We start from the raw sequence: 18,451 nt of genomic DNA, 5'->3' as shown, positions 1-18,451 counted from the left end.
AAGTAAAATCTCGAAAACTTTTGAAAAGAGAAAAGGTTTGAAAAGATCTGAAAAAACAATACAATAAGTGATAAACATGAGTAAATTAGAAAAACTTTTCAAGGAAAGAGGCCCAATCAAAAAAATTGGAGTACTTGGTATGGGCTATGTAGGTATTCCTTCAGCGGTTCTTTTCGCAGATGCCCCATGTTTCAATAAAGTTCTTGGCTTCCAGCGCAATTCAAAAAGTTCAAGTTACAAGATTGGTATGCTCAACCGTGGAGAGAGCCCTCTAAAAGGAGAAGAGCCCGGCTTAGAAGACCTTATTAATAAAGTTGTAAATGCCGGCAAGTTTGAATGCACTCCTGACTTTTCACGGATATCAGAACTTGATGCCGTCACGCTTGCAATCCAAACTCCTTTTGCAAATCCTAAAGATTTGGAACCTGACTTTTCCGCACTCATTGAAGGCATAAGAAACGTAGGAAAATACTTGAAACCAGGAATGCTCGTAGTTCTTGAGTCCACAATTACCCCTGGCACAACCGAAGGTATGGCAAAACAGATTCTTGAGGAAGAGTCGGGCCTGAAAGCCGGAGAAGACTTTGCCCTTGCCCATGCCCCTGAAAGAGTAATGGTAGGCAGGCTTTTAAAAAATATCAGAGAACATGATAGAATCGTGGGCGGCATAAACGAAGCAAGTACCAGGCGGGCTATCGAGCTCTATTCTCCTGTATTGACTGTGGGGAAAGTAATTCCTATGAGTGCAACTGCAGCCGAGGTAACGAAAACTGCAGAGAATACTTTCCGCGATCTACAGATTGCAGCAATCAACCAGCTTGCCCTTTACTGTGAAGCCATGGGCATAAACGTGTACGATGTAAGGACTGGAGTAGACAGTCTAAAAGGAGAAGGTATTACAAGAGCTATACTCTGGCCAGGGGCAGGCGTTGGAGGTCACTGTCTTACCAAGGATACATACCATCTGGAAAGAGGAGTTAAGATAGGTAATGGGCAGCTTGACTATCCGGAAAGTGCAGACTCAATCTATGTGCTCGCAAGAAAAGTCAACGATTTCATGCCTGTCCATATGTACAACCTGACTGTTGCAGCTCTTAAAAGGGTTGGAAAGGAGATGAAGGGCTCAAATATTGCAATGCTCGGCTGGGCTTTCATCCGGGATTCGGATGATGCGAGAAACACGCCTTCAGAACCTTACAGAGACCTCTGCCTGAAGGCAGGTGCGACAGTTAATGTGCACGACCCTTATGTTGTGAACTATCCAGGAATTGAGATTTCAGATAATCTTGAAAATGTTATCAGAGACGTGGATGCTGTGGTTATTTTTGCAGGGCACAGTGCATACTCTGATATAAAGGCTGATTGGGTAAAGAAAATTACAGGCAAGGAAAAACCAGTTATTGTAGATGGAAGAAATGTAATTGAACCGGACGAATTTATTAGTGAGGGGTTTGTCTATAAGGGAATAGGTAGAGGCGATAAAAACGAACATTTATTAATGTAAACTAAGATTTATTTAAAAAACTAGTTCAGGCTTTAAAATCTGGAAAAAGGAAGGAAGATGATCGAGAAACTGAAACAAAATGAGGAGCTCTGGGATTTATTTAGCAAAAAAGAAGAATACAATTTAACCTTTTCTGACCAGTACGATAGGTTTCCGTACTATTTAAGCAGCCAGAGGAATATTTTTGATCCCAGTGTTTCCAGGTTTCTGGTCGAAAACGGGTTACACCCTGAGTATCCAGATGGAAAAAAATTCGCAGTCTGCCTTACTCATGATATTGATGTAATATATCCAGAAAAGATCTACACGATCATTGGAACTGCCAAAGCCTTTGCTAACGGAAATTTAACAGATGCTATAAAGACACCTTTTTGTAGAATTTGCAAAAAGTTTAACCCTTGCTGGAACTTTAGAGAAATAATGGAGCTGGAGGCAAAGTATAATGCAAAATCCAGCTTTTATTTTCTGGCCTTGAGGCCTGGAGAGAAAGACTTCAATTATGAAATTGAGGATCTTGAAGCCGAATTGAAGTTTATATCCACTCATGGTTGGGAAGTAGGGTTGCATGGAGGGCATGAGTCTTACAGCAGCTTGGAAGATATAAAGAAAAAAAAGCAGAGACTTGAAAATGTATTAGGCAAGGAAATTATAGGGTACAGAAATCATTATTTAAGGTTTAAAGTACCGGATACATGGGAATTATTAAGCAAAGCAAACTTTAAGTATGACACAACATTTGGGTATTCAGATTGTGCAGGCTTTAGAAATGGTATGTGCCATCCTTTCAGGCCATATAATATAAACGCTGGAAAACAAATAGATATCATTGAGCTGCCCCTCATAGTTATGGACCGGACGTTATTCAGAAGTTACATGCGACTTGATGTTAAAAAGGCCTGGGAACTCACAAAAAGTCTTGTCGATAAAGTTGAACAGTATAATGGTGTAATCACAATTCTATGGCACAACAATACATCCATTGATGGAGAAGGTCTTAAATACTACGAAAAATTCCTCAAATATGTTTCCGGCAAAAAAGCCTGGCTTGCAAGTGGGGAGGAAATATATAATTGGTGGTCTACCCATATTGAACCACGATATTGAAAAACGGGTCACCGGATAATATTCAGTTGGTAATTACAGAGGCTCTAGGATATATTAATTTTTCTATATAAGTAAGATAACACTAATCAAATTAACACTATCAAATTAACACTATCAAATTAACACTATCAAATTAACACTATCAAATTAACACTATCAAATTAAACCAAATATTTTAACAAATTAATAAATATTGATCAGTATCGAAAGTAAGTTTGATTAATAACTTTTTTCAGTTATGGGGGTACCTTAGATAGGATAATCGATTACTATCGGTTTTGGAACCTGAATTATTTAAAAATTTAACACTGAAGTTGCGTTAAAAATTTTCATCATGACCGGAATCCAGCCAGAATTCATAAAAAGAAAATATGATAATTAGATTAAGGAAACCGACATATTTATTCCAAGGTGTTTATTTATAGGGGAGTTTAGAGGGAAAAAAGTCTAATATTCAGCATCAGCTTGAGAATATTATATCTATAATTTCATTTTCATAGTAAAAGCAGCTTGAAAATGCAGGACTAAATTGAGTTCAGTTATAACGGAAACTTCTTTTAAGGTACTGGAAATGGATGAAATAACAGCAGATGCAGCAGAGGAACAGTCTGATAACAGCAAGAAGGAAAGCTTTGTTACTGATGTGCTAACACTTGCAGGCGGAACAACCTTTGCTCAAATCCTTACAATTTTGGCTGCTCCTGTATTGACTCGCCTCTATGGGCCTGATGATTTTGGAGTTTGGGCTCTGTATCTTTCTATCACTAGCATTATCAGTGTCATTGCCTGCATGAGATACGAATATTCCATAATGCTACCTGAATCGAGTGAAGAGGCTGTAAACCTGTTGGGGCTGAGTTTTCTAGCAGTGCTTTTCGTGACCGGTTTAACCTTTCCAGCCATATGGTACTTTAAAGAGCCAATAGTTGATATTCTAAATTCTCAGCAGATAGGAGACTATCTCTGGCTTGTACCTCCTTTTATTTTTGTAAATGGATTATTTCTTGCACTGAATAGCTGGAATTCAAGAACAAAACTTTTTAAAAGGCTTTCACTTTCAAGAGTCTTCAGTTCGTTCTCGAGTACTGCAACACAGCTAGGTCTGGGGTTTACAGAAAAGGTTGCAGGCGGGTTGATAGTTGGAAGCCTTGCCGGTCAGTCTATTGCAACATTTGTGCTTGGAGGGCAGATATGGAGAGATGACAGGAAATTAATTGCGAAAAGTCTGAGCTGGGAAAAAATCTATGAGGGGTTTAAGAAGTACCGCAAGTTTTCGTTTGTAGATACATGGGGTGCCCTCATGAACTCAGTCTCCTGGCAGCTTCCTGCTTTTCTTCTTTCGGCTTTCTTCACGCCTGCAGTGGTAGGTTTTTATTCTCTCGGCTTTCGCCTTCTGCAGCTGCCGATGAGTTTCATTGGAGGTTCGATATCACAGGTATTCTTCCAGAGAGCCTCAAGAGCCTTCACCGAGGGTACTCTTCCTTACCTTGTTGAGGATGTGTTCAGAATGCTTGTGGTTATAGGTATGTTCCCGATACTTATCCTGACAATTGTCGGCGGCGACGTCTTTACAGTTATTTTCGGAAAAGCCTGGACAGAAGCAGGCATCTACGCCCAGATTCTTAGTCTCTGGGCTTTTGTATGGTTTATATCCTCTCCATTAACTGCTATATACGTAGTAGTCGAAAAATATCACTTCGGTTTTCATTATAATTTTTTCAACCTGATAACACGCCTCCTCTCCCTTACAATCGGCGGCTTGCTCGGAAATGCACGCACGGCACTTATTCTTTTTTCACTGTCAGGTATTGCGGTATACGGTTATCTTTGCCTAAAGATGATGTCTTATGCAGGAGTAAAGGCTTCGAGAGTCCTGAAAATAGTATTTTCGAATTTTATTCTCTTTATTCCTGCAGGAACTATCATTATTGCCCTTAAAATCGTAGAAATAAACCAGATATTGATTGTTATCTTTTCCGGTGTAATTGTCTGTTTTTACTATCTATATATCTTGAAAAAAGATGAACAGATGAAAAAGATAATTAGAGAATTTCGAAATTGAAGAATTTGTTCAAACAGTAAAACCTGAAAATTTAAAAAACGAGAGCAGGAAATATTATGAAAATTGATAGGACATCTGTGGAAAGTGGGGTGAGTGATTGTATATTAAGGGTATTATGTAGCCTCTGTTTGGGTCACCTCTACCAGGGAATGCATTACAATTCCTGTTACTGTCATATATACTCCTGCAACAGATAAAAAAACCATCAAAAGTATGGGCCCGAAATGAAGATTTTCTATTCCAAGGATACAAGCTTCAAGAAATTTTAAACCCATGTAAAAACCGCATGTGGCAAGGGCAAAACCTGGCACTGCATAAAAGTACAGCGGCTTATTGGCCTCTATATCTCTAACTACAGTTTTCAGGACTCCAAATAAATACTTGACTGGATCTTGTACCGGATCTTCAAAGTTATAATAGGCACCTATTTTGACTTCTGTTATGCGAAGACCAGATTTGCCTGCATCTGCAAGCATCTCACTTTCTATCGCCGGGTCCTGGGCATCGAGGTGAATAATATCTTTTGTAGAAGCTGTAAAGGCGCGAAAAGTGACCTGAGAATCTTTAATTTTGTCAGATTTTTTATTAGCAAATCTACTCAGAATCGTTTGCCTAACACGGCGATAAACAGGAATGTTACTGTTCACATTGTTTAAATGTCGAGTCCCATTTACCACGTCTGCACTTCCTGTTATTATCGGGTCAATGAGCCTAGGGATGTCGTCAGGGTTATGGTGACCTCTTGAGTCCATTGTCACAATTATATCAGCGCCGAGATGGACTGCAGCTTTAAAACCTGTTTCGAAAGACGCACCTTTTCCCCTGTTAGTTCTGTTTATAATCACTTCAGCCCCAGCTTTTTTTGCTATTTCGGCTGTTTGATCTGAACTGGCATCATCAACTACAATCACCCTATCAGCATAGAGCCTCGTGAGAAGTATAATGCTTCCTATAGACGTTTCTTCATTGTAGGAAGAAAGGACAACTGTGACATTTTTAGAAGCTCTTCTTACAATACATTTATTTCTTTTATTTATTATGTGTCCTGTATCATTTTCCATAAGTAGCTGATCATTCATTCTTGATAACCCCCTTTGTGTAGCTATGTATATATTTAGAGTAAGTTTAGATCTCAAAATCTTAAAAGTTGTTGAATCTGGAAAGAAATTAGATATTTTAAACATTACCAAAATATTTGTTTTTCAAAGTAAAATCTGGAAAAATACATATATAAATTTATTGATAGTCCTACCTTAAAAAATATAATATACAGTATGTATCCGCATGCTCCGGCCTTATGTTAGTATATATATAATATTAGACAATTGAAATATCAGTTATTGAAGATTTGTATTAACTGACAGATTATAAAAATATAAGTAAATCGATAAAAAATAAGCTTGAGAATCAATAGTACGAAAGCTCAGAACTTTAAGATTTCAGTCCCGCAAACTTATTGATTTTCTTTATAATTTACTTATAGGTGCTTTAAGTTTCAAAACTATATTATTTCCGCTCATCACTTGCCGCAAATTTTAACATTGGAGACTAATAAATAACGAAAATTGTAAGAGATAAAACAAATTACGGAGTTTGTCTTAGCTGGAGGAGAAGAGAGCTATTTAAAAATAAAGCAGCATCAAAAATATTCTACGTAAAGTAATTAAGCTGCCCTATTAGAAAAGTATCAGCCAGAAAAGTTGAGAAAAAAGTCAGGAAAAGAAATAAAAGGGAAGTTGCAAATAAAGAGAGAAGCCTTTGATAGGATAATGGCAGATAATTGACATGGATTGGAAAATGTGGGCACAAAAATCAAAGAAAAAATCTGAGTATTTTACATCTTGGAAAAATAAATCGAAAGAATGAAATGGATTAGAAAAGTACTTACTCGCCTAAAATAAACTGAAAAAAGTATAATTTTGATCACAAGCTGGATGACCTACATGACTGGAAAAAAAGTTTCCTCAGATCTGTTTATTGTTATGGGGCTCGTGCTCCTTACAGATATCTTTGTGCTCACTCCTGGTATAAATGAAACAATGTTCCGGAATATACTTGGATTGCCTCTTGTGCTATTTCTGCCAGGGTATGCTCTGATTGCAGCTCTTTTTCCTGCAAAATCTGATCTTGACGGAATCGAACGGGTCGCTCTTTCTTTCGGACTGAGTATTGCAGTTGTGCCATTAATAGGCCTTGGTCTTAATTATACTCCATGGGGAATCAGGACTCTACCGATTCTCATAAGTCTGTCTGCTTTTACCTTTATTATGTGTGGCCTTGCATATCTTAGACGGGCAAGTCTCCCAGAAAACGAAGCTTTTAAGGTCTCTTTCAAAGCAGCAGCACTTTCACTTAAAGCCGAGGTCATGGAAACCTCAGAGTCAAGGCTGGATAGAGCTCTTACGGTTTTCCTGATAATTTCCATTCTCCTGTCCGTAGTAACTCTAGCTTATGTGGTTGTGAGCCCAAAAGAAGGAGAACATTTCACAGAGTTCTATCTTCTTGGACCTGAAGGAAAAGCAGATAATTATACTACAAATTACACGCTTGGACAGAGTGGAACCGTAATTGTTGGAGTTGTAAACCATGAATACAGGCCTGTAAATTACACAATGGAAGTAAAGCTTGAAAATAAATCACTGTTCCTTCCGGAAAATGTGAAGCATATCAGTCTTGCCCATAATGAGACCTGGGAAGAATCAGTTACTATTATGCCTCCATTTGAGGGAAAGAACATGAAGCTTCAGTTCCTGCTCTTTAATGACACTGAGAAAACTGTGCCTTATAGAGACCTTCACCTATGGGTAAATGTGAACGCACCAAAACAACTGAAAACTTAAATGTCAGGTGGGAAAGATAGTTTTATAGGAAAAGCTCTTAAATTACCAGGCTAGTAGTTTCTATAATCACGAGGATAAATAATGCAACTACTCAATGAGGCACAATGAGTTTTTGTTGCAACAATTACAGGTGTGACTATAGTACAGTCTTTAAGCTGCATACCTGCATTTTAAGAGCTCTCCAGTTAAAGAGTTTGAGATTATATAACTCCAGTCATCCAGACTGAATCTTTTTCAAGAAGGTTTAGCTTCAGTTGTATAGGAATCTTGTATAGTACGCTGAAAACTCAGCTTGGATCTTTACTCCGGGCAAGAAACTGCCTTGAACCAATGAAAAAGCTACTGTTTTACCGATAGCAATTTTTGTTTTTATATTAAAAAGTAAGCCACTCTTACAATCAAGCCTATCCCAAAACCTATTTTATTCTAAATCATCATGAGTTTTCAGGACCATTTTAGTGATTAGGTATCTAATTGATCGTCCCAAATACGAGATTCAAAACTCAAATTTTGAGTTTCGGGATAGACTCATCTATTAAACCAGGCTTTTTAACCCTTCCTGCAGCTCGATCTCTCCTTTCCACCAGTCTGAGATTTTTGAGACATCGGCTTTTGAGTCCCGAACATCACCTGCCCTTGAAGCGGCATGTATGATCCTGCTAGAAGAATCCGTTAATTTATTAATATTTTCAGCAAGTTCCCGAACTGTCACGCTTTTTCCCATAGCCACATTAAAGACCTGACCATCCCCATGTTCAAGAGCTGCAACGTTTGCCCTGACTACATCTTTAACATGAACAAAATCTCGACTCTGAAGCCCATCTCCATAAATAACAAGGTCCTTTCCTAGTTTCGCCCTCTCAAGGAAAATTGGAATGACGGCTGCATATGGAGATTTTGGGTCCTGGCGAGGGCCGTAGACGTTGAAATAACGCAGGCAAGTGGTACGAAGCCCATGATTTTCATAAAACATCCTTGCCAAATATTCTCCATCAAGTTTAGAAATAGCATAAGGAGAAGCCGGTTCAGGATACATGCTCTCTCGCTTTGGAAGGACAGGATTATTTCCATAGATCGCAGCTGAAGACGCTGTTACAAATTTCTTGACACCAGCTTTAACGCAGGCCTGCAGTACATTAAGGGTTCCAAGCGTGTTAATCTGGAAAGCTTCAGAAGGTTTTTCACAGCTTAACGGTACTGATACAAGGGCAGCTTCGTGAAAGACATAATCCATGCCCAAAGCCGCCTTTTCGACTAAGGGAAAATCACAGATGTCTCCCTTAATAAACTCGACGTTTTTATACTGCGGAATATTTCTGAGAAAACCTGTGGCAAGATTATCCAAAATCCTGACAGTGTGTCCTGCTTCTGCAAAATATTCAGCTATATGGGAGCCTATAAAACCTGCTCCTCCAGTAACCAGCACTTTCATGCTTGCAGAAAGGGAAAAATACAAAATAAAATTTTCTGTGCATGCCCAGAGGTTTATACGATAAAGTTGAAATGTTCCTGAAGTACAAAATATGGCACAGGCTGGAAAAGATCTCTTTCAAAAGAGGAAAAACGTTCTTAAAAGAGGGAAACTTTTTCATACAAGGAGACCTTACCAAGAAAAGGGGAATTTAAAAAATTTGGGAATTGAGGTGTTTTTTAGAAAATTGAGCCTGAGAAAGAAGTAAATTATCCTCGAAACTAGATTTCGTAAATAGAGAACAATACCAGCAGAAATTAAACTCAAACGAAAAGGCATGTTTTCCCTTATTTTCCTGCAAGAACCACCTGAAAGGATCATCTGAATGAACGAGGGGTACTTAACATAAAATATGATGAGTGGGTTGGTGGAAGGCTTGCATAGATATAAATTCAAAGAGGGCACAATATGAAATAATTCAATCAGTGGTAAAAATGTCCGGAAATAGACAACTTTCCATGGACCTGCTGCTTGTTGCAGGTTTTGTGCTTATTACTAACATCTTCATACTCGTACCTGTACTTAGCGACAGTTTCCTGCGCACGTACCTGGGAATAATTCTGGTGCTCTTCTTGCCGGGCTATGCTCTCACTGGAGCTCTCTTCCCGGCAAAAAAAGACCTTGACGGAATTGAGAGAGCTGCAATTTCCTTCGGACTGAGTATTTCAATCGCTCCGTTACTGGGACTTGGCCTGAACTATTCCAGCTGGGGGGTCAGAGAGATTCCACTACTGACAGAATTTTCGATTTTTACTCTCCTAATATGTGCAGTTGCTTATTACAGAAGAGGACTGCTGCCTGAAACCGAAGTCTTTGGAGTTCCATTCAAAAGATGTTACCTTAGCATGAAGGCCAAAGTTCTTGAAAAACACGAATCGAAAACTGATAAGGTTATTGCGTTTATCCTTGTCCTTTCTATTCTGGCCTCTATGGGGAGCCTGGCCTACATTATAGGAAATCCTAAAGAGGGAGAGCACTTTACAGAATTTTATATTCTTGGAAACAACAGTAAGATCGGAAACTATCCTACGGAGTTTGTACATGGAGAAAAAGGAACAGTCACTGTAGGGATCATAAATCACGAGTACAGGCCAATGGATTATACAATAGATGTAAGGCTTGAAAATAGGTCTCTCTCGGAAAGTCAGAAACAGATAAGCCTTGGGCATAATATGTCTTGGGAACAACCAGTTACTTTTACGCCACCTCTTGAAGGAAAGAATATGAAACTAGAGTTTCTGCTCTTTAATGAAACTGAAAAAACCATACCTTACCGGAACCTTCATCTCTGGATTAATGTTACTGAGGAGGCTTGAAGATGGCAATTTCGGATTTTATATCTTCAGAGCTGGAAGCGGGAAAGGTCTCTCTGCCGGAGCTCGGGAAAATGCTTAAAATGCAAACTGAAGAAAAAAACCGATTTCTGAAAAAGATAATTTATGCAGGAATTCCTGTAGCTGCAATTACTCTTATAGAATTGTTGATTTTCGGAGGACGGTTAAGAGAAGCTTCAATAGCTTATACCTTGCTTCTGCTCTCGCTTTCATATTCAATAGCAGTTATGAAAAAGACTGAGATACGGAAAATCTACCAGGCTCTCTTGCTTCTGACAATTTTCAGATTGGTAAATTTTTCAATGCCAGTTTTTTTTGAGAGGAATCTTTATTCTTTCATATTTATTTACGCACCTATGGCGATTCCAATAACTCTTGCTACCGTGCATCAGAAGGTGATATATGAGAGAAAAAAAGACGCCTTGAGGAAGATATGGATCTACCTTCCTCTATCTATCCTTGCAGGTCTGGCTTTTGGACAGGTAGAATATTTATTGATAGGGGCCAGAGAACTTATACCAGATCTCTCATTAACAAACTTGCTGATACTCATAATTATAATGGTTTTTATTGTAGGGCTTATCGAAGAACTCATCTTCAGGTCAATTCTCCAGACAAGCTTGGAAGAATTCTTGGGACCAGCCTGGGGAATTTTTATTTCAAGCCTCCTTTTCGGGATAATGCATTCTACTTACGGCACTCCTTACGAAATGGCATATACCTTCCTTTTAGGAGGTTTTTTAGGATACTTATTTTATAGAACTCGAAGTCTTTCTCTTATAGTAATGATTCATGGCTCAATAAATGTGTTCTTGTTTGGGATAATCCCACATACAGGAACCATACCTGGATTGGTGTAAGGCACTGTAATGGTTGATTTAAAAAGTCCATGAAAGTTGGAGTATTCGATCTTAATAGAATCAATCTTAATGGAATCAATCTTAATGGAATCAATCTTAATAGAAATGAGGTAGATCCTCAGTCCTTACTATTTACGCAGCCATTTGCTTACATGGATTACCTTTTTCCTGTTGCAAGAGAAGTTATCTGGCAGAGCAGTATGCTGATCGGAATTCTGAACCGATCGAGCCTATTGCCACTGCATAAAAAGAGTAAAAGACTAAAGAGTAAGATACCTTCCGTATTCTCCTGAAAGAACAAGAAATTATAAATATACGTCTTTAAAAGAAGACAGCCATTCTGTATGAATGGAATTTGATGCGCTTCGGAGATAAATTTATGGCCAGATATGCAGACCGCTTCTGGGAGATTGATTGTCTGCGAGGACTTGCTGTTCTCTTGATGCTCCTTTATCATTTTCTTTATGACCTGGATTTTTTCAAGCTTGCGGATATTCAGCTCAGGTCCGGTGTTATCCTGTATGCAGGCAGATTCTCAGCTTTACTTTTCATCCTGATTTCAGGAGTTGCCCTTTCTATAAGCCATTCAAGAGCCCTTAACCAAGAGTCTGCTGGAAATGGAGCAGAAAATTTTTCGAAGTACCTGAAAAGAGGAATAAAACTCTATTTAATGGGTCTTTTGCTCACAGGTATAACCTGGATCTTTTTACCTGAAGAGTATATTGTCTTTGGAATCCTGCATTTTTTTGGAGTCTCGGCAGTACTTGTCTATCCCTTCCTGAGATATGGAAAAGAAAATCTCCTTTTTAGCCTGTTTTTTGGCCTTATAGGGCTTTACCTAAGGAATACGACTTTTGGGTTTTCCAACCTGCTCTGGCTAGGCTTTACTCCCAAAAATTTCAGTACTCTTGACTACTTTCCTGTATTTCCCTGGTTTGGGGTATTGCTAGCAGGTGTTTTCCTGGGTAATTTTCTTTACTCAGGCGGAAAAAGGCAGTTTGAAGTTCCCTATATTGGAAAAGATCCTCTTATCAGACTATTTTCAAGAACGGGGCAACATTCTCTGCTCATATACTTCATTCATCAACCACTTTTTCTCGGGCTTTTATTCTTAAGCGGGCTACTTAATCTGAATATGCTGTAAAATTTAGTGAAAAAATAAGTCTAAAAAATACCTAAAAAATTATATTCTCATAGCTTTCTTTACGACTCAAAATTACCAGTAGATCCAAAACCTGCTGGTTTTATATTATGTAACAGACTTAAGTTGTGTATCTGTCTGCTTACACTGATATATTTATCAATCTTCGCCCGCTCGCTGAAAAATAATCAGGATAAAAGGTATCGGGATAAAAGGCCAAAAAGAAATAAGACTCATATCTTCAATCCGGTAAAGGAGCAGGAAGGCAAAATTAAAAACAGAAGATGGAGAAAAGAATGTATCTAGAAATTGCAATGTTTGCTTATTTTGTAGTTCTTTTCCTGACCCTTCGGGATGTCCGGATTTTTAAGAGAACAGGTTACCTTTCTTACAGAAAAGGAGCCATGAAGGGACTTGCAGCTTCTTCTTTGATTTTGATAGGAGCAGTTGCTGTCGAAGCAAAACCAGATCTTGGACTGCTTTTCGTATTAATAGGACTCTTTATTAATCGTAAAGGGATAAGAGAACGTGTGTTTACTAGTGCAGGAACTCTTGACCGTTTTCTTGGTAAAACAGATTATGTAAAGAGGAGATAAAGAGATCCATACATAAAGGCACACATATTTGATGTAGGGTACATCCAAATGCCACATAGAGGCACACATATTTGATGTAGGATACATCCAAATGCCCACCATAAAGGCACAGAACATATTTGATGTAGGATACATCCAAATGCCCACCATAAAGGCACAGAACATATTTGATGTAGGATACATCCAAATGCCCACATAAAGGCACAGAACATATTTGATGTAGGATACATCCAAATGTCACATAACGAAACTGTACCTCGAATCTAACTATAGCTTTTGCACTGATACTGCAAAAAGTATATATTTAAATGGGAATTGTCAGCATCTAATTACACATCAATTAATTGAGAAAAGATTGATAAGCTTCATATGTTTACCAGGGTGTCTACCCCAAAACTTATAAATCTCAAGTGATCTTATTAGTCGACAAAATCATGATCAATCAAATTATTGTATCCAGTTTTCGCTAAACCTATCAATTCCAGAGAAGAAAAATAGCATCAAAAACAACTATTTTTCTACCTCGGGCTTCACGTTAACCAGAATTCACAGGAAAACATGTGAGATAAACTAGAAGTAGAATTGAATAACTGGACTAAAAGCAGCAAAAACTAAGAGGAGATACGATGGGAAATATAAGACAGACAAACATAAAAAGAATAGCATTCCAATTGCTTGAGAACCACAGGGATGTCTTTACAAAAGACTTTGAAACTAACAAGGCTCTTGTAACAAAGTATACGACCATTGAAAGCAAAGTTATAAGGAACAGGGTTGCAGGTTACGTCACAAGAAAAGTTGCACGCATGAAAGTATACTGAGCAGAAGATTTACTTCTGGACACAGGTGGGGATATCTAAAATGTTTGAAGGAGCAATGCCTGCCCTGATAACTCCTTTTACAAAGGATGACAGGATTGACAGGGAAGGTTTACAAAGGAATATTGAATTTGTTGAAGAGGGAGGAGTTGCAGGGATTGTGCCATGTGGCACTACTGGAGAATCAGCGACTCTTTCTGCACTTGAGCACGAAGAAGTAATAGATATTGCAGTGGAGTGTTCAAAGGTTCCTGTGATTGCAGGAACGGGTTCAAATAACACAGGAGAAGCTCTCCAGTTTACAAAACACGCTGCAGATGCGGGTGTTGACGGTGTACTTCTGATTTCTCCCTATTATAACAAGCCAAATCCTGCAGGCCTGCTTACGCATTTTAAGAAAATTGCAGAAGCAGTCGATGTTCCTATGGTTATGTATAATATCCCTTCCCGTACAGGACAGGATATGCCACTAGAAGTTATTGTCGAACTTGCAAAAGTTGAAAATATCGTGGGAATTAAAGAAGCCAGTGGGAATATCGGTAAGGTTTCCCAGATTCTGGAAAATACCATAGATGAAGACTTCGTGGTTATTTCAGGTGAGGATAATTTGACTCTTCCGATTCTCTCTGTAGGGGGCCAAGGAGTCATTTCTGTCGCTGCAAATATAGTGCCTGACAGAATGTCCAGAATGGTAAATGCAGCTCTTGCCGGAGACTACGAAACTGCAAGGAAGATTCATTTTGAAATTGCCCCTCTGATTCGCGCCCTTTTCCTGGAAACGAACCCTATCCCAGTTAAAAAAGCTGCGGAACTTGCAGGCTTGGCAAGTGGGAACCTGAGACTTCCACTCGCGCCTCTTAGCGAGACAAATACTCAGAAGGTTGCAGATGAACTCAGAAAATTGGGGGTTATAGAATGATTAACGTAGCAGTACTCGGAGCCTGCGGCAGGATGGGCTCTTTAATTGTGGAGAATGTTATCAACTCTAAGGATATGCAGCTTGTTGCGGCTTTTGACATCAGCTATTTTGGAAGGGACGCAGGAGAATTTGCCCGTGTAGGGAAACTTGGAGTCCAGATCTCGGATGTAAAAAACCTTGAAACTGTTCTGAAAGAAAGCAAGGCTGATGTCCTTATCGACTTCACCGCAGCCGGCGCAACCGTAGTTAACGCTCCGATAGCAGCCAGAGCCGGGGTAAATCTCATAATAGGAACCACAGGGTTGACTCCTGAGCAGCGAGCAGTAATTGACGAAGCTATTCAGGAAGGTCAGGTAAGTGCCGTCATTTCCCCTAACTATTCAGTAGGCGTTAATGTCTTTTTCAAGATTATCAGGGAAGCTGCAAAATATCTCGCAGATTATGATATCGAGATTATTGAAGCTCACCACAACCAGAAAAAAGATGCCCCAAGTGGAACCGCCCTTAGAGCAGCCGACATTATTAGTGAGGCTGTCGGCGGAAGGGAATATGTCTACGGCAGGGAAGGTATTGCCCCACGCGGAAAAGAAATTGGAATTCATGGAGTCCGCGCTGGAGATATCACAGGCGACCATATTGTGCTTTTCGCGGGGAATTCTGAAAGAATTGAGATCAAGCACATAGCTCACTCCCGCCAGATCTTTGCCAAAGGTGCAGTCCGTGCAGCCGAATGGGTCTGCAGGCAAAAACCAGGAATTTATTCAATGGACGATGTGCTTGGTTTATAAGAACATCTTTAATCAGCAATTAAAAAAAATTTCGAACAACTAGTTGGGCTCTGATTTTCCTTATCAGGCCTACTCTCTTTTAACTTAGAAAAGAGCTGTTTACTCTCTTTTTTTAATCTTTTTTAACTTAGAAAAGAGCTGTTTACTCTCTTTTTTCTAATTTTTTTAACTCAAGCCAAGCAGGTTTACTTTTTAGAAGATTAATATTAATCAGTTCTCTGGAAAGTTATATATATTATAATGTGGGAAATAGGATACTGCTTGCTTGTAAGTATATAGCCCTGAAATCTCAAAATATCATCCCACAACAATAGGGATACTTGCTTGCAAGCAATATTCCATAAAAACTATTCTAAGAAAAATTGTAAGCTTGGACAAAGAAGCTCAAAACTAAAAGAAAAATCATGAATTATAATAGACTAGTATCTTGAAAATTTAGTTATTGGTCACATGTTAACTCTGAATCGCTATATGTTGATAAGAAGCTATCAAAGATTATGCTAAATAATTAAATTGCCATGACACTAGAATCCTGATAGAACAGTTGTCATGCAAAGTCATTCACGACTGAAGACAAGCCCAGAACTCAGGTCTTCAACCCTGTTCGCTATAATGACATTTCCCTTTATCCCAAGCTTTTTACCCTTATACCATTTTCCATGAATAAGGAGCTTGTCCGTTGCTGAGACAAGGCAGAGGCCATGGTAGAGTACAACAACTGTTTTTCCTTCATATTCAATGGAAAAGATACTTTCATATTTGCTTCCGATGCCTCCAAAGACAATAACAAAAGGTATACCAAGAAAATAAAATGGACGTTCATAGATTCTGGAATCAACCGCTGCTTTAGCTTCAACTCCAAATTCTTCACTTTCCTTTTTTGGTCTTTCGTCTTCATTTTTGGTTTTTGAGTCTTCAGAGAGGTATATAACTTCAGGATTTGATTCAAACTCGCCCTCTTTTTGCATAAAAGAGCCTCGTTGGTTCTATTACCTTTTTATATAATTTTATACGTTATTTTGTGGTCAAATTTGCGTAAAAATATTCACTTATGGGGCAAGCTTTGATCACTTTCTATATATTTTTTATGGCCAGATCATTAAACTGCTTTTAATAATATTTTAGAATTATTTTCATAGTGTATAATTTTTTAGGCAGACAGCTTCAAAAGTTTTCAGAGCAGAAAGTTATATATAGTCAACGTTCAGATGTTTACATATGTTCATACCGGCAGGTGAAAAACAGTTTGAATTCTGGGTTCTGCGCCGAAACGGGCTCCCGAATATCAATATCGCAAAGCGTTTCGGGGTCTCCAGGCAGGCAGTCTCGCGAGCCCTTCTCAGTATGAATAAACGCATTGAGGAAACCCTGCTTGAAATGGCCAGTGCAAACAGGATCGAAGTTGAAAAACTTGACTCAAAGAAAGGGATACTCTTTGGGAAATCGATACCTTTCAAAGCCAATGCAATAATCTTTGTTTCGGCAAAACACGGAATGCAGGTCTGGTATGAACACGAAGGTGAATGCGGGTCTTGTGAGAGGTACAGAGAATGCATCGAACTCCTTTGGGACTTTGCAGAAGAGATGCAGCTCAAACTACAGAGTACGGATGATCCCACAAAGATAGCTGATGAATTGTTTGAGAAATTAAAAGAATCGATAGAATAGGCCTGAGTAAAGGCAGGTAAAATTAAGTGAAGGGTTAAAGATGGACGTATTCACAAAAAGTATAAGGAAGCTTATGGGGTGGTGTCCAAACGCAAAAACGATTGAAAATCAACATGCCATCCACCCTGAATATTTTGAAGCGAACAATCAGTCCAGAGGAAAAGATGCCGCAAATTCGCCTTTATCCTCCGGGTGGTGGAACAGACGCCATAACAGGACCTTAATGATGTCTTCAGGGCTGACTCTTGTATCCTTGTTGGGAATTGGATTTTTTGGGGTGCATCTCAGAGATGAAAGTTTCATATTTGGGCTAATTATCGGAACTATCTTTAACCTGCCTCTTTGCATCTGGAACTGGCATTTTTTGAATAAAATAAAAAACTCCAGCAAAAGAGTTCAGACAAAAAATAAATTGATAGTCATATCTGGGTTATTAGGCTTTACAACACTGCTTACACAGTCTTCACTGGTTGGCTGGAGAGTTGTTTTGGCATTTATTTCCGGTTTTTGTTTGACATCTTTTCTGTATTACCTTACAGATGTATACTGGGAAAAGAAAAACGAAAAAATCGTGCTTCTGGAAGGGAGTTACATGCCAGATATCTACATTGTAAATGCATGAATGGAATGGACACTATGACTCTGGAATACATTAAGAAACTGATGGGATGGTGCCCGAATGCAAAAATGCTTGAAACTCAACATGCCATCCATTCAAAATATTTTGAAGCAAGTGACCAAGCTAAAGGGAGAGATGCTGGAAGTCTTCCGGTTTTACCCACTGGTTGGTGGAGCAGACGCCATAACAGGACCTTAATGATGTCTTCAGGGCTGACTCTTGTATCCTTGTTGGGAATTGGCTTTCTGGGCATTCATCCTATGGATAAAGGTTTCATATTTGGGTTAACTATCGGAACCATTTTTAACCTGCTCTTGTGCATCTGGAACTGGCATTTCTTGAATAAAATAAAAAGCACAGGCAAGAAAATAAAGAAGAATATTGTGTATCCAAAATGGAGAGTTATAAATCTAATGCTTTCCCTGGTATTACTGTATTTCTTTTTTTCACAGTTTAATTGGGGACTCATTGTGTTTTTTATTTCTGCCTTTTGTTTGATAGCTTTGTTTTATTATTTTAATTTTGATTCAACTGGCTTAGTAGTGCTTCTCGGCTTAAGTTTATGGCTTGACTGGAAATACATTATAGCATTTCTATCTGGCTTTTGTTTGACGGCTTTTCTGTATTACCTTACGGATGTATACTGGGAAAAGAGGAATGGGAAAATAATAATTGTGTACGGGCGCAAAATGCCGGGAATCTACATTGTAAATACATAAACGGGGAG

The 18,451-nt window shown here is 38.7% G+C and carries 18 protein-coding genes; 15 read left to right on the top strand and 3 right to left on the bottom strand.

The genetic code is table 11. The annotated features are described in order from the left end of the window. The first annotated feature begins 76 nt into the window (after window positions 1-76). The 3 genes from MSBRW_RS19195 to MSBRW_RS19185 all read left to right on the top strand — a co-directional run bounded on the left by MSBRW_RS19195 (window position 77) and on the right by MSBRW_RS19185 (window position 4,670). A complete protein-coding gene (locus MSBRW_RS19195) occupies window positions 77-1,504 on the top strand; it encodes a nucleotide sugar dehydrogenase (protein ID WP_011306155.1) in 1,428 nt (475 codons plus the stop codon). Window positions 1,505-1,561: 57 nt separating this feature from the next. After that, a complete protein-coding gene (locus MSBRW_RS19190) occupies window positions 1,562-2,608 on the top strand; it encodes a polysaccharide deacetylase family protein (protein ID WP_011306156.1) in 1,047 nt (348 codons plus the stop codon). A 529-nt stretch (window positions 2,609-3,137) separates the two neighbouring features. After that, window positions 3,138-4,670, top strand: a complete 1,533-nt coding sequence (locus MSBRW_RS19185; RefSeq protein ID WP_230669870.1) for a lipopolysaccharide biosynthesis protein — start codon at window positions 3,138-3,140, stop codon at window positions 4,668-4,670. A 113-nt stretch (window positions 4,671-4,783) separates the two neighbouring features. Here MSBRW_RS19185 and MSBRW_RS19180 read toward each other — a convergent pair whose 3' ends face one another. Beyond that, window positions 4,784-5,749, bottom strand: a complete 966-nt coding sequence (locus tag MSBRW_RS19180) for a glycosyltransferase family 2 protein (protein WP_011306158.1) — start codon at window positions 5,747-5,749, stop codon at window positions 4,784-4,786. Window positions 5,750-6,613: 864 nt separating this feature from the next. Between MSBRW_RS19180 and MSBRW_RS19175 the strand changes: the two genes are divergently transcribed. After that, entirely contained in the window at window positions 6,614-7,510 is an 897-nt protein-coding gene (locus tag MSBRW_RS19175) for a DUF1616 domain-containing protein (RefSeq protein ID WP_048102658.1), read from the top strand. 535 nt (window positions 7,511-8,045) lie between these two features. Here MSBRW_RS19175 and MSBRW_RS19170 read toward each other — a convergent pair. Beyond that, a complete protein-coding gene (locus MSBRW_RS19170; protein ID WP_230669868.1) occupies window positions 8,046-8,966 on the bottom strand; it encodes an NAD-dependent epimerase/dehydratase family protein in 921 nt (306 codons plus the stop codon). Window positions 8,967-9,033: 67 nt separating this feature from the next. On the opposite strand from MSBRW_RS19170, the gene MSBRW_RS22780 reads away from it, so the two are divergent. The 8 genes from MSBRW_RS22780 (at window position 9,034) to dapB (ending at window position 15,437) form a co-directional block, all read left to right on the top strand. After that, complete coding sequence (locus MSBRW_RS22780; RefSeq protein WP_155398377.1) at window positions 9,034-9,189, top strand: hypothetical protein; 156 nt, start codon at window positions 9,034-9,036, stop codon at window positions 9,187-9,189. Between the two features lie 226 nt (window positions 9,190-9,415). After that, a complete protein-coding gene (locus tag MSBRW_RS19165) occupies window positions 9,416-10,297 on the top strand; it encodes a DUF1616 domain-containing protein (RefSeq protein ID WP_011306161.1) in 882 nt (293 codons plus the stop codon). A 2-nt stretch (window positions 10,298-10,299) separates the two neighbouring features. Beyond that, entirely contained in the window at window positions 10,300-11,175 is an 876-nt protein-coding gene (locus MSBRW_RS19160; protein WP_011306162.1) for a CPBP family intramembrane glutamic endopeptidase, read from the top strand. 379 nt (window positions 11,176-11,554) lie between these two features. Continuing rightward, complete coding sequence (locus MSBRW_RS19150; RefSeq protein WP_011306163.1) at window positions 11,555-12,319, top strand: heparan-alpha-glucosaminide N-acetyltransferase; 765 nt, start codon at window positions 11,555-11,557, stop codon at window positions 12,317-12,319. Window positions 12,320-12,612: 293 nt separating this feature from the next. Beyond that, window positions 12,613-12,912, top strand: coding sequence for a hypothetical protein (locus tag MSBRW_RS19140; RefSeq protein ID WP_011306164.1), 300 nt, complete (start codon window positions 12,613-12,615; stop codon window positions 12,910-12,912). A gap of 626 nt (window positions 12,913-13,538) precedes the next feature. After that, complete coding sequence (locus MSBRW_RS19135; RefSeq protein ID WP_011306165.1) at window positions 13,539-13,733, top strand: 30S ribosomal protein S17e; 195 nt, start codon at window positions 13,539-13,541, stop codon at window positions 13,731-13,733. A gap of 40 nt (window positions 13,734-13,773) precedes the next feature. Next, a complete protein-coding gene (gene dapA / locus MSBRW_RS19130) occupies window positions 13,774-14,649 on the top strand; it encodes a 4-hydroxy-tetrahydrodipicolinate synthase (RefSeq protein ID WP_011306166.1) in 876 nt (291 codons plus the stop codon). Beyond that, a complete protein-coding gene (gene dapB, locus MSBRW_RS19125; protein ID WP_011306167.1) occupies window positions 14,646-15,437 on the top strand; it encodes a 4-hydroxy-tetrahydrodipicolinate reductase in 792 nt (263 codons plus the stop codon). The genes dapA and dapB overlap by 4 nt, the downstream gene beginning before the upstream one ends. Window positions 15,438-15,994: 557 nt before the next feature. Here dapB and MSBRW_RS19120 read toward each other — a convergent pair. Continuing rightward, window positions 15,995-16,405 (bottom strand): hypothetical protein, encoded by a 411-nt coding sequence (locus tag MSBRW_RS19120; protein ID WP_011306168.1) that lies wholly within the window; start codon window positions 16,403-16,405, stop codon window positions 15,995-15,997. 250 nt (window positions 16,406-16,655) lie between these two features. On the opposite strand from MSBRW_RS19120, the gene MSBRW_RS19115 reads away from it, so the two are divergent. Genes MSBRW_RS19115 through MSBRW_RS19105 form a run of 3 tightly spaced genes read left to right on the top strand, consistent with a single transcriptional unit; the run spans window position 16,656 to window position 18,443 of the window. Then, a complete protein-coding gene (locus MSBRW_RS19115; RefSeq protein WP_011306169.1) occupies window positions 16,656-17,105 on the top strand; it encodes a hypothetical protein in 450 nt (149 codons plus the stop codon). A gap of 40 nt (window positions 17,106-17,145) precedes the next feature. Then, entirely contained in the window at window positions 17,146-17,727 is a 582-nt protein-coding gene (locus MSBRW_RS19110) for a DUF1673 domain-containing protein (protein ID WP_011306170.1), read from the top strand. A gap of 5 nt (window positions 17,728-17,732) precedes the next feature. Further along, window positions 17,733-18,443 (top strand): DUF1673 domain-containing protein, encoded by a 711-nt coding sequence (locus MSBRW_RS19105; protein WP_155398497.1) that lies wholly within the window; start codon window positions 17,733-17,735, stop codon window positions 18,441-18,443. The last annotated feature ends 8 nt before the right edge of the window (window positions 18,444-18,451 follow it).

Origin of the sequence: Methanosarcina barkeri str. Wiesmoor (assembly GCF_000969985.1) — an archaeon.
Taxonomy (GTDB): Archaea; Halobacteriota; Methanosarcinia; order Methanosarcinales; family Methanosarcinaceae; genus Methanosarcina; species Methanosarcina barkeri_B.
The sequence above is the reverse complement of the archived record's forward strand: the minus strand, read 5'-3'. Positions and strand labels throughout refer to the sequence as shown.